The 12007-nt window shown below is 58.2% G+C and carries 12 protein-coding genes; 3 read left to right on the forward strand and 9 right to left on the reverse strand.

Going from position 1 to position 12007, the window contains the following annotated elements; translation table 11 throughout:
• The first annotated feature begins 137 nt into the window (after nt 1–137).
• A complete protein-coding gene (locus GRI44_RS12540) occupies nt 138–1538 on the forward strand; it encodes a L,D-transpeptidase family protein (protein ID WP_160602084.1) in 1401 nt (466 codons plus the stop codon).
• A 64-nt stretch (nt 1539–1602) separates the two neighbouring features.
• On the opposite strand, the gene GRI44_RS12545 is transcribed toward GRI44_RS12540, so the two are convergent.
• Genes GRI44_RS12545 through ispG form a run of 4 tightly spaced genes read right to left on the reverse strand, consistent with a single transcriptional unit; the run spans nt 1603 to nt 5512 of the window.
• Nucleotides 1603–2328 (reverse strand): murein L,D-transpeptidase catalytic domain-containing protein, encoded by a 726-nt coding sequence (locus GRI44_RS12545; RefSeq protein ID WP_232843137.1) that lies wholly within the window; start codon nt 2326–2328, stop codon nt 1603–1605.
• Between the two features lie 29 nt (nt 2329–2357).
• Nucleotides 2358–2879 carry a thioredoxin family protein gene (locus tag GRI44_RS12550; protein ID WP_160602085.1) on the reverse strand — a complete coding sequence of 174 codons (522 nt, stop codon included), beginning with the start codon at nt 2877–2879 and terminating at the stop codon, nt 2358–2360.
• Entirely contained in the window at nt 2876–4327 is a 1452-nt protein-coding gene (locus GRI44_RS12555) for an NAD(P)-binding protein (protein ID WP_160602086.1), read from the reverse strand. Before GRI44_RS12555 ends, GRI44_RS12550 begins: the two co-directional genes overlap by 4 nt.
• A 48-nt stretch (nt 4328–4375) precedes the next feature.
• Complete coding sequence (gene ispG, locus GRI44_RS12560) at nt 4376–5512, reverse strand: flavodoxin-dependent (E)-4-hydroxy-3-methylbut-2-enyl-diphosphate synthase (protein WP_160602401.1); 1137 nt, start codon at nt 5510–5512, stop codon at nt 4376–4378.
• A gap of 126 nt (nt 5513–5638) precedes the next feature.
• Here ispG and GRI44_RS12565 point away from each other — a divergent pair, with 126 nt between their 5' ends.
• Entirely contained in the window at nt 5639–6652 is a 1014-nt protein-coding gene (locus GRI44_RS12565; RefSeq protein WP_160602087.1) for a zinc transporter ZntB, read from the forward strand.
• An 11-nt stretch (nt 6653–6663) separates the two neighbouring features.
• On the opposite strand, the gene GRI44_RS12570 is transcribed toward GRI44_RS12565, so the two are convergent.
• The 4 genes from GRI44_RS12570 to GRI44_RS12585 all read right to left on the reverse strand — a co-directional run bounded on the left by GRI44_RS12570 (nt 6664) and on the right by GRI44_RS12585 (nt 10225).
• Nucleotides 6664–7047, reverse strand: coding sequence for a response regulator (locus GRI44_RS12570; RefSeq protein ID WP_160602088.1), 384 nt, complete (start codon nt 7045–7047; stop codon nt 6664–6666).
• A complete protein-coding gene (locus tag GRI44_RS12575; protein ID WP_160602089.1) occupies nt 7044–8138 on the reverse strand; it encodes an HWE histidine kinase domain-containing protein in 1095 nt (364 codons plus the stop codon). Before GRI44_RS12575 ends, GRI44_RS12570 begins: the two co-directional genes overlap by 4 nt.
• Nucleotides 8139–8342: 204 nt before the next feature.
• Nucleotides 8343–8870 carry a GNAT family N-acetyltransferase gene (locus tag GRI44_RS12580; protein ID WP_160602090.1) on the reverse strand — a complete coding sequence of 176 codons (528 nt, stop codon included), beginning with the start codon at nt 8868–8870 and terminating at the stop codon, nt 8343–8345.
• A gap of 89 nt (nt 8871–8959) precedes the next feature.
• Nucleotides 8960–10225: a mechanosensitive ion channel gene (locus GRI44_RS12585; protein WP_160602091.1), complete on the reverse strand. Its 1266-nt coding sequence runs from the start codon at nt 10223–10225 to the stop codon at nt 8960–8962.
• 346 nt (nt 10226–10571) lie between these two features.
• Between GRI44_RS12585 and GRI44_RS14180 the strand changes: the two genes are divergently transcribed.
• On the forward strand, nt 10572–10907 hold the full coding sequence (locus GRI44_RS14180; protein ID WP_456298096.1) for an immunity protein Imm33 domain-containing protein: 336 nt from the start codon (nt 10572–10574) through the stop codon (nt 10905–10907).
• 113 nt (nt 10908–11020) lie between these two features.
• On the opposite strand, the gene bla is transcribed toward GRI44_RS14180, so the two are convergent.
• Nucleotides 11021–11986: a class A beta-lactamase gene (gene bla / locus GRI44_RS12590; protein ID WP_160602092.1), complete on the reverse strand. Its 966-nt coding sequence runs from the start codon at nt 11984–11986 to the stop codon at nt 11021–11023.
• Nucleotides 11987–12007: the final 21 nt, after the last annotated feature.

Raw genomic sequence — 12007 nt, forward strand, 5'->3', positions numbered from 1 at the left:
GCAGTCTGATCCGAAATTATCCGTGCCAATTCAGCAAGGAGTCAGCCGGAACGGTTGATGACAGACCCGTAATTGGGCTAATTTGGGAATCATGCAATTCCCGGACATCACCTTTCCGGCACAGGACTGACGCATTTATGACATTTTCCATTCGCATTTCGTTGCTTGCCACTGCGGCGCTGGCCGTGGCGGCGCCACTTTCCGCGCGCCAGGCAGCACCGGCCAACCTGTTGCCGCAGGATGCAGAAGCGCCAGCGAAGCAGGAATCGAAACAGCCTGCTGCGGCGAATGCTGTTCCGGTCAGCGCTCCTGCACAAAGCGTGGCCGAGGCGTTTTCGCAAGAAATGGTGCAGGACATCCCTTCAATCACCCAGCCATGGTCGCTTGGTAATGCCAAGGCGTTGGTCACCCTGATCGACGGCATTGGCGCTGAAGGGCTGGACAAGGCCGATTACAATCCTGCCGAATTGCGCGCCGCCATTGCCCTTGGCGAAAGTGAGCAGTTGAACGAATTGGCGAGCCAGACTTTCGCGTGGCTGGTGGAAGACCTGCGCGATGGGCGCACGCCGATGGATGCGCGCAAACAGTGGTTCGTATTCGACCCCGATGCTGACCGTTACCCGATATCCACGCTGATGACGCAGGCGCTGGAAAGCGGCGATCTTGAGGGCACGCTGGCGCAGATCATGCCGGAACATCCCGATTATGCGCTGCTGAAGGCGGAACTGGCCAAGACACCCGTGGCAAAGGCCGGCCACCGCAAGATGATCCGCGCCAATATGGACAGGTGGCGCTGGCTGGCCCGGGAATTGGGCAGCCAGTATCTGATGACCAATGTGCCGGAATTCCAGCTGCGTCTGACGGTGAACGACAATATCGTCCGCACCTATAAAACCGTGGTGGGCAAGCCCGGCCGCACGGCAACCCCGCAATTGGCTGAAAGCGTGGAAGGCGTCATTTTCAACCCGACATGGACTGTTCCGCAATCCATCGTGAAGGGTGAAGGGCTGGGCGCACGCGTGCTGGGCAACCCGTCATGGGCGCGCCGAGCAGGTTATACCGCGACCAAGGGAGAAAATGGCTGGGTCAGCGTGGTGCAGCAGCCCGGGCCGACCAATTCGCTAGGCCTGATGAAGCTGGATATGCCCAACCGCCATGCCATTTTCCTGCATGATACGCCGTCGCGCAGTCTGTTTGCCAATGCCAATCGCGCGTTGAGCCACGGCTGCATCCGCACCGAACGCGCCACCGAACTGGCGATTACGCTGGCCATACTACAAGGTGGGCTGACCCCGGAAGAAGGCGTCGGCCTGATCAAGGGCGGTGAATATACCAAGGTCGGTTTCCAGAAAACCATGCCGGTTTACATCACCTATTTCACCATGGCGAAGGACATTGACGGCAAACTTTCCACCTTTGCCGACATTTATGACCGGGATGCACCTGTGCTGGCCAGCCTTGATGCGCCGCGCAAGCCCAACCGCAGCCGGGTAACGGGCGAACAGATCATCGTGATTGAGGATGACCTTCAGACTTGATTAGGTGGAGGCCATAGGCGCCGCAGTTTTGCGGCGCTGAGGCTTTGTTCAATAGATGCCGGGTTCAATAGATGCCGGGATTGGCCAGCTGTTCTGCGCTGGGCCTTTCCGGCATCAGCGGGTCAATCACCGGCGCACGATAGGGCTCGACAATCTGACCGTCAGCGCCAAGGCCCAGCCGGTCAGCATATAGCACCCGTCCGCCGCCCAGATGCAGCAGCGCCAGTTTGAAATCGGCATCGCTCATCGCGAAACACCCGTTCGAACGGCCGAGACGGCCCCAGCGCGCCAGATGTTCCGGCTCTGCATATTGGGCGCGGTGCATCACGATGGCGCGGTCCAGCGCATTGGAATTGGAAGGTTCAAGCCCTTCCAGCCGGATGGATGTGCCGTAACGGCCAGTGTACCAGCCATAGGTCATATAAGCGCCGGCGCTGGTGGCATTCGACCCGTTCTGATTGGAAAACCAGTTCAGCCAGCCATCATGTTCCGGATCAGAACCGGTGCCATGGGCTACGCGGTAGGATGTAATTGCGTCACCTTCGACATTGACGAAGTGAAACCGGGGTTCGGACGAGCGCAGGCCAAAATCGGCAATGCCGACAAAATCCTTGCGCCACAGCAGGCTGCCGGCCTTTTCCTGTTGAACCCGCGCAATTTCGAACAGTTTGCGGTCCCGCAACCCATGGGGGCTGGCCTGTGCAAAAACGCGTGGTGCCAGGGCCATCGAAATGCCTGCTGCCACACTGCCGGTAAGAAGTTCACGCCGTTTCATAACCGCATCATACATAAACGATGATAAAGGAGGGGTGAATGGCTTTAAGGCAGCAAATAGGCCGATAATTCGTCATATATCGCATCTTCATCGCGGCTCGCCGCATTTCTCCAGCCTGGCGCGGTGGCTGCGTTGAGCACGGTGCCATCAGGCGACACGATCAGAACGGTGGGTGTGCCGGCAATATCGGCAAGGCCGAAGCGGCGCGCAATATCCAAATTTCTGCCCTTTGCCTGCTGCGGGTTGCCGACATCGACAAACACCGTTTCGTAACGCTGCGCCAGCATGGCGGCAAAGCGGGGCGTTTCCATCCAGCCGGCAAAGGCCCGGCTGTCATGGCACCAGTTGGCACCCAGCGCGATCAGCACATTCTTGCCGCCCGCACCTGCGCGAACCAGCGCGGCATCCACATCGGCTGCGGCATTGCGCTGTTCATCATAAGCGCGTGCTTCCGGCGCGCTGTGGGCGGATATTGACGGCCGCATGGGCGGATCGACAATGGCAGCGCAACTGCCCAATAATCCAGCGCCCAGCAGCGCTAGTAATACCACAGCGCTTTTGTTCATCGTGACCTGTCTTGAGGCGCAGCGGGCAGCGCGCCAAGGGCGGCCAGCCGGTGCAGGTTGGGCAGGGCCGCCCGCGTGGCATCCTGAACCTTGCCCAGCAGGGCAAAACGCGGATCGCCTTTTGGCAGCGATGCAATCAACGGCCCGGCCGGATCGAGGCGGGATTTTGCCAGCCAATCGCTAATCGGCTTGCTCATCGACCAGCGGATCCTGTTCATGGTGGTGGTGAGAAGAGCAATCGGATATTCATGGGCGCTATCCACAAAGGCGCTGACTTCGCCCAGCGTATTCTTGTCAGCATCATTATCGAAATTCGCTTCGATGAACGCCGCCACTGCCGCGTTCAGTGCCACCAGCGGCACATGCATCATCTGCAGCGTGATCAGGCCGTCTTCAAATTGCGGGCGGGTCTCGCGCACTGCCACGGCAGTCGCGGTGCAATCCACAAACAGGGTGTTTTCCGGCACTGCCACCGTGCCCGTGGGAAACATCAATTCCCCCGGTGCAATGGCAGTGAGCCGGCCCATGCGGACCACGTTTTTGACGGAGCGCAGCAGCTCCAGTTCGCCATGGGATATGACCGGGAAGTGGAATTTGGTCGGCAGGACATCAGGGTCGATGCGGAGCATGAAATCGTCGCGTTCCAGTTTCAGGAACAGGTCATCGGCCGTTTCGGCATCGGCTACCGCGTTCATCAAGGTGAGCTGCGCCTGCATCAATTGTTCGAAGAACGCTGGCCCTGATTGCGTGTTGGCGCGGTTGAACATCCATGTCTCCCGCGGGCGGACCCAGGTGATATTGTCCTGCGGTACACCGGAACGCAGCAGCCATACGGCCACATCCATGGCAGTCTTGCCAGCACCCAGAATGGCGTAATGCGCCGGTATTTCATTGCTGCGCATCCACAGGCCGGGAAGGTCGTTGGGAATGGCAATCTGCGTGCCTTGCGCCACTGTAAACCTGCGCGTGTGGGTGGCCGGAACAGAAGTGTTGTAATAGGTGGCATCCACCACTTTGCGCCGGACTTTCACCGCACGTTCTTCGCCCGACAAAATGCCGCTGATCCGGTGATTGCCCAGATAATCGGTCATCGGAAGATATGCCACCCTGCCACTTGGCAGGAAACGGGTGTTCATCACCCTTTCGTAATAGGCGCACACTTCCGTGCCGGTAGCCAGTTCGTAATAGCCCTTGTTGGGCCCATCTGTATCAATCTGGTTATTGCCCAGCGGCGTGGAATTCAGGCCGTAATAGGATGCCGGCTGATGCAGCGCCACGAAGGGGTAGGCATCGTTCCAGTGCCCGCCAGGCTTCGCATGGCGGTCCACCAGCGTGATATGGGCGTCAGGGTCTTCGTCCAGCATGGTGTCGGCAAAGGCCATGCCCACCGCACCTGCGCCAATAATGAGGTAGTCCGTCTCGATCGTAGGCGCAGGCACGGTGGGCATGGCTGACTTCCTGTAAATAAGTGTGACGCGACCGTTTGAGTTTTGCTTTTATTGGGCAGGTTCGGCAAGGGCAGCCGCTGCGTCAGCTTCCGCTTCCAGCTGCGCGGCCTTGGCTTCCACCAGTTCAACGATATGGTCCAGCATATCGGCAGATTGCACATGATGGTCCGTCACGCCGGACAGGTAAACCATGTGTTTCCCATTGCCGCCGCCGGTAATGCCAATATCGGTTTCGCGCGCTTCGCCCGGGCCATTGACCACGCAGCCAAGCACGGACAGCGAAAGCGGGGTCTTGATATGCGACAGGCGTTCTTCCAGCGCCGATACGGTGCGGATCACGTCAAACCCCTGCCGTGCGCAGCTGGGGCAGGATACCACGCGCACGCCGCGGGTGCGCAGACCCAGTGATTTCAGGATTTCAAAGCCGACGCGCACTTCTTCTTCCGGTTCTGCCGAAAGCGACACGCGGATGGTATCGCCAATCCCGGCCCACAGCATATTGCCGATGCCGATGGCGCTTTTGACCGTTCCGCCAATCAGCCCGCCTGCTTCAGTGATGCCCAGATGCAGCGGACAATCCACCGCATCTGCCAGCCCCTGATAGGCGGCCACTGCCAGAAATACGTCACTGGCTTTCACTGCCACCTTATATTCGTGGAAATCATGGTCCTGCAGCAGCTTGATATGGTCGAGCGCGCTTTCCACCAGTGCTTCGGGGCACGGCTCGCCATATTTTTCCAGCAGGTCCTTTTCCAGGCTTCCGGCATTCACCCCGATGCGGATGGCGCAGCCATTGGCCTTGGCCGCGCGCACCACTTCGGCGACGCGCTGGCTGGAACCGATATTGCCAGGGTTGATGCGCAGGCACGCAGCGCCAGCATCGGCGGCTTCCAGCGCACGTTTGTAATGAAAATGAATGTCTGCCACCAGCGGCACGCGGGCTGCCTTGACGATGCGTTTCAGCGCGGCGGTGCTTTCCACATCAGGGCAGGAAACCCGGATGATGTCGGCACCAGCCTCTTCGCACCGGCGGATCTGGTCAATCGTCGCTACCGGATCGGACGTCAGCGTATTGGTCATGGTCTGCACGGTAATCGGCGCGTCGCCGCCTACCGGCGTATTGCCGATCATGATCTGCCGGCTTTTGCGGCGGTCAATATCGCGCCAGGGTCTGATTGAGGACATAGCCATGCCTATAGCTCCCTAAATGCGGTGAAACAACGCCCGAACATGCATGGGATGTGTTGCATGGTGGCGGCAGCCGCTTACAAACGCACAGATTGCTCCCTTGTTGAAGGCCCGATGCCCGCGATGAACACCGACACACCCACCCTGACCAACGGCATCCACGATGATACGCCGCTGCTTTTCGGCAGGGTTCTGGACGGGAAGGGCGGCGGCCGCCCGATTGGCTGGAAGGAAATCCAGACCTGGCAGCCAGCCTCCCCGGACGAGGTTCTGTGGATGCATTTGTGCCGTGACAAGCCCGGCGTTTATGAATGGCTGCAGGAAACCATAGGGATACCGGAACCCACCGCGGAACTGCTGACCAGCGATGCCACCCGCCCGCGCGCCTTTCGCGAAGGGGATGCACTGGTGGCCACGCTGCGCGGGATCAATTTCAACCCCGGCGCGGAACCGGAAGACATGGTCTCTATGCAGTTGTGGTCAAACGGCAAATATCTTCTAAGCCTGCGCCGCCATCCCTTGCAGACCCCGCGCGATACGCTGGCGGATATCGATGCCGGCAACGGCCCCAGCGATGCAGGGGCGCTGGTCACATCGATGACGGAATATATGGTCAACCGGATGAACAGTTCGATTATCGACATGAACGATCATATCGATTTGCTGGAAGATGCCGATCCTGAACAGAATGCGGACCAGATGCTGGACAAGATCACTACCATCCGCCGTAATTGCCTGGGGCTGCAACGCCACATGGGCCCGCAGCATGAAGCGCTGGAAATTATTGCGCGCGATGCCCCTGGCTGGTTTGAGGACCATGACCGCCGCGAAATCGATGAGACGATTGCACGGCTGCGGCGATTTCTGGATGATATCAATATCAGCAAGGAAAGCGCCATGGTGTTGCAGGACGAGTTGCGAGCCCGCGCGGTCGCTCGGTCAAACCGCACCAATTATCTGCTGACGATTGTTGCGGCCATTTTTCTGCCGCTGAGTTTCGTGACGGGCCTGCTGGGCATCAATGTTGGCGGCATACCCGGATTTGATCATCCCCATGCCTTCTGGATCGTGGTGGCAATATGCGCTGTTATTCTGGCAATGCAGGTGATGTTGTTCTGGAAATGGAAATGGCTGTAACCAGCGTGACGTTATTTCTTTTCCAGATGCGGGTAGACTATCCGTAACGCATCCAGCAGCTTGCGCCCACTGACAGGTTTTTTGACGACCTTATCATCATCCTGCAAAAACGTGATCTGATGGGCATCATAGGCGGTGATATACACATAGGGGATGCCGCGATCGCGCAGGATTTCGGCCACCGGTTTTGATGTTTTGCCTTCACCCAGATTCACATCGAGGCAGGCCACGTCAATCTCGCTTGAAGCGGCGGTTACCGTGGCATCTTCGAGGTGATTGCTGGGGCCTACAACCTCAAAACCGAGGTCTTCCAGCACGTCGCTCATTTCAAACGCAAGAAGGGCTTCGTCCTCGACGATAAAGATGCGGGTGGGTTTGTCTGATCGCTCTGTCATGTCTTGGATGTAACGGGCAAAGGCATGGTCAGGTTCCAGCAAAACCCCGACTTATTATAGTCCATTCTGACGCGGCCCTTGGTTTCTGCACTCAGCGCCCGGTCGATGACGAATGACCCGAAACCCTTGCGGGTCGGCGCCTGTGGTTGAGGCCCGCCGCTTTCTTTCCAGTCGATCGCAAGGATCCTGTCGGGCCCTTCACCCGTCACTTCCCACGACAGATCAACCTTGCCGCCGGGAACAGAAAGGGAGCCGTATTTGACGGCATTGGTGCCCAGTTCGTAAAAAGCCATGGATGCTGCCAATGCCTCACGCGAAGGCAACAGAACTAGCGGGCCGCTGGTGGTGACACGGTCAGCGCCGATGCGCCCGGCGGTTTCTTCTGCAACATCGCTCAACAATGCCTTTTCCCAGGTCATATTGACCAAGCGGGCATGGGCAGCGGCATAGGCGTTCAGCCGTTCATCCAGCGTTTCACGCATCTGGGCAGGCACATTTTCGCGCCGCAGCGTTTGGGAAACGATGGATTTGACCACGCTGAAGGCGTTCTTCACCCGGTGGTCCAGTTCCTTGATCAGCAGATTCTGCGTTTCTGTCAGACGCACCTGCTTGTCGATGTCGAGCAGGGCAACAGTCGCGCCGATCTTGTTACCTTCAGCATCGACGACCATTTTGCCGATAATGCGCATCCAGAAACGGGTGCCATCGCCGCGCTGGTAATGCACATCCAGCTCGGCGCGCTCAAGATTGCCGACGATGACTTGCGATAGCGGATATTCGTGATTTTTCACCCGCGTTCCATCCGCATGGTAGGAAACCCATTGCTCATATTCGTTCACATCGGCCGAATTATAGACCGGGTGCCGCAGCATTTCGACAACCTGGCTGTTGCCGTGGATGATCTGCCCCGTCTCATCGGCCATGACCACACCGACCGGCACGGTTTCCAGCACCGCTTCGAGCATATTTATCCGCTGGACGTTTTTGCGCTGCTTGTCTGTGCTGCGCTCCTTTTCTTCCGACAGTTCGGCCAGCCGAGCCTGCAGCTTGAGAATTTCGTCTTCGTAATTGGTTGGTGAATCCTGGGTCATTTTCCCCAGCGCCCCTTGAATGAAATGCCAAAGCAATTGTGAAAGCCGAAGCAATTGTGAAAGCCGAAGCAATTGTGAAAGCCGAAGCAATTGTGAAAGAATGCCGCTTGCCGTCTGCTGCTGTCTGCCGCGTTTCAGCGTGATCGTCCATTTCCTCCAGACCTCAAGGCGCAGCGGGCCTAATGGTTCCGGCGGCAGCGCGGATTAGCTGCGGGGTTGGCCAATCGGCAATTCATACAGGAATTCTTCGTCCAGCTGGCTGCCGACCTGAAAATGGATGTCGGCAATCCTGGCAAAGCCATAGCGCTGATAGAAACGCTGGGCCCCGAAATTCTCGCTGTAGACAGATAGCTGGATGGCATCGCGCCCCTGCTGGTGGGCAACATCCATGGCCCAGTCCATCAACGCTGCGCCAATCCCGGCGCCGGTCATTTCCGGCGCGGTATAGAGCTGTGACAGAATGATCGGGTTCCGCGCGGCGGAATGGTCGGCATACTGATTTTCCAGACCCAGTTTGCAGAAGCCGGTCAGCATATCTCCATCCATTGCCAGACAGTGCAGGAAACGGTCGCTGGCAATTTCCGCCGCGACCTTTTCGGTAGCATAGCTTTGGGTGAGGAAAATTGCGAGATCGGCGGGCGAATACAAGCCATCAAACGCTGCACAGAAGCTGGCCCTGCCAAGGGCGGCAAGCGCGGGAGCATCAGCCAATAAAGCGGGGCGCAGGATCATGGTACTGCGCCCCTTACTCTTTCTTACCCTCGCCTGTAAGCGGGGAATGCCAGCTGTATTCAGAACAGCCGTATTCAGAACAGCAATGTTCAACTCAGCGGCGGAGTGCCTGTATCAGCCGCCTTCGGCGCGCGCGGCGCCTTGGGCTTGGTTACAGGCGCAGTCGGCGCTGCAGGTGTGGTTGGCGTTGGCACACTGCCGCTGTCCATCTGCTCCAGCTTGCGCGCGGCCCATTCACGACCGCCCAGACCAAAGGCAAGCGCCCCTGCCACGGCCATACCCACCACAATCGCAGTGAAGGCTGTTTCGGTGATGATGTCACCCACGCCGGTATATTGCAGGCCCATGAAGGTGAACAACACGATGGTGGCCCATTTCACGATTGTTCCGGCCATGGACGAATTGTCCGCGCCGCCCAGCACCCGTGCCAGCGAATTGGCAATCAGGAAGCCAAGGCCAATGACAACTGCGCCAAAAATGACCCGGCCGCCCAGAACCAGCACTTCATCCAGAATAGCGGTCAGTTCAACAAAGCCGAGCATACGCGTTGCAGCAATGGCGAAGAACAGCACAATCGCGATTTGGGCCACACGGGCCAATATGCCGGTTGCGGTGGTGCCTTCGGGCAGCAATTCGGTGGCCCCCAATGTGCGGTCAACCCCGAGGCCGGTCAGCACTTCGGTCATGATATTGGCAACGAATTTGCTGATCATATAGCCAATGCCCAGCAGGATGGCTGCGCCGATGACATTGGGAATGGCGTTGAACACCAGTTGCAGCATATTGCTGGCCGGTGCCGAAACGCTTTCAAGGCCCAGCGTATCCAAGGCCAGGATAGAGACGAAAATCACGATAATCGCATAGATGATCGTACCGATGGTCTTGCTGATGGCGCTGTTGCCGGTGGCGCTTTCCACGCCGCCGCGATTGGCCCATTTGTCGAAATCAACCGTCTGCAAGGCAGTGATGGTAATATCGCGGACAATCTTGGCAATCATCAGGCCCACAAAGAACAACAGCCCTGCACCGACCAGATTGGGCACAAAGCCCATAATCGAATTGAGCAAAGTCTGGACCGGGCTCATCACGCCGCCCAGTTCGAACACCTGCAATATAGCCAGCAGGCCGAACAGCCAGATCAGCAGGCTGACAATGGAACCAAGGCTTTCACCCAGGCTTTTTCCGCTGCCTGTATGGCGCTGGAAAAAGCTGACATTGTCGACCAGCTTGGCAAATGCCCATTTGGCCGCCTTGGCCAAGGCCCATGTTGCGATCAGAATCAGCAACGCAAGCCCCAGTTTTTCGATGACCTGCATCGCCACTTCTTCATCGAAGCGGTATCTGCCCATGTTCATAAATAAGTCTCCCCGTTGTTTATTACCTGACATGATAACACGGCTGGGCTTGTTTTGGAAAATCACACGCTGGTCCAAGTGGATAACCACCTGCCGCGCAATCATTCGGATGGTGGCTGCCGCCCATCTCCCGGCCAGACAAGCCCGCAAACACCCGCTGCGGGGTTCGCCGCTGGCGGGGCCTTCAATTTCAGCATGTGCAATCAGTCTGGGCGAGAAAGCAATGTCTGCTCCCCGCACTGTTTCTCAAAAAGCGGTCATTCCGCTAACGACCCAATGTTGCCGTTCACGATGAAAAATCGACTGCCCGATAGCCGCCGTCAGACTACCGCGATACATTGATCGTATGGAAGAAGAGCAGCGAGACATTTGTAAGCGGTATGGCGCTGGTTTCACGCCACCGGACGGCACCGATAAGGTAGGCGTTTCTGAGAGCGCCTTGCGTGGCGAACTTCCACTTCATGGCCTGCGTCATAGGTCAGAGAGTGGAACGACGGGCTGGTTCATATGGGCTGGTGATTGGTCAGACGACCCTGACTTCTTCAAACCATTGCACCTCTATCATCTTACCGATCATTGCCCGGCTGTCCTTCCATTCTTGGCCCTGCCGCCGGGATGGAGGTTCATGGTAGCCCCCGGGCATGACGACGTATGGTCCGATCGCGGCCTATTGAGCGCCTAAAGCCGCCATTCGCCTATCCACCCAATTTCGGACATTCCGACGATTTTCGAATTGCGCCAAAAGCTGACCTTCCGCTGATGAGCTGGCTTACCGGTGGTAAGCCAGAAAGGCGGTCAGACGGGGGCCTGATATGTTCGTCTGTCATTCGAAAATTGGGCAATGACACGGCCCACTTGCGCCAGCACATCTTCGGAGGCAGGGTCCATCTCTGCTTGCGGTCTGATGGTGCGTAGATAGGTCGCGAAGGTCAGCATCTGGCGCGGGTCGCTGGTGCCGGCAGGCGATGCAAAGCCGATATCGACATAGATGCCGCCGGTTCCGGGCCAGATCGATGTGCCGGTCTTGTCGCCTGCGCGCCAGTCTGCGGGCAATCCGGCACGCACCCGCCTAACGCCGGTTCGGGTATCTGCCATCCATTGCTGCAACAAGGCGCTGTTAGAGGCTGACAGCACATCGCCAAACAGGATTTTCTCGGTTGTAAGCGCCATCGCGGCGGGGCTGGTGGTATCGCGTATTTCGCCCGGGGGAACATTGTTGAGTGCAGGCTCTGTCCGGTCAAGCCGGCTGACATCATCACCCAGCGATCGCCAGAAACGGGTGAGCGCCGCTGGCCCGCCCAGCCCGGTGGCCCTGCCAAGCCGCGCCAGAAGAACATTGGCGGCGGTGTTATCGCTGTATGTCTGGGTATTTTCCGCCAGTTCCAGCACGGTTGCACCCTGATCGATCCGGCTGGCGGTGAAGGGGGATGTAGCCATCAGTTCCGATCTGCTCCAGTGCAGTTTTTCGGACAGATCAAGCTGACCATCCTGCCCCATTTTCAGCACCATCGCGGCGAGCGAAAATTTGAACGAGGAACATTGCGCAAACCGCTGGTCAGCCCGGTAATCCAGGGTGCGGCCCGTGCCGACATGGCGCACAGATACGCCCAGTACCCCGCCCGATGCTGCTTCGATAATGCGCAGCTTCGCTGCCAGCCGGCCCGCTGTGCTGGCATCAATCGGGACGCATCCCGGCAGGGTGCTTGCACAAATTGCACTGGCAGCGCTGCCCAGTATGAGGCCCCGGCGGTCTATCTGCATCACACATCCCCTTATCAGATC

The organism is Allopontixanthobacter confluentis (assembly GCF_009827615.1).
GTDB lineage: Bacteria > Pseudomonadota > Alphaproteobacteria > Sphingomonadales > Sphingomonadaceae > Allopontixanthobacter > Allopontixanthobacter confluentis.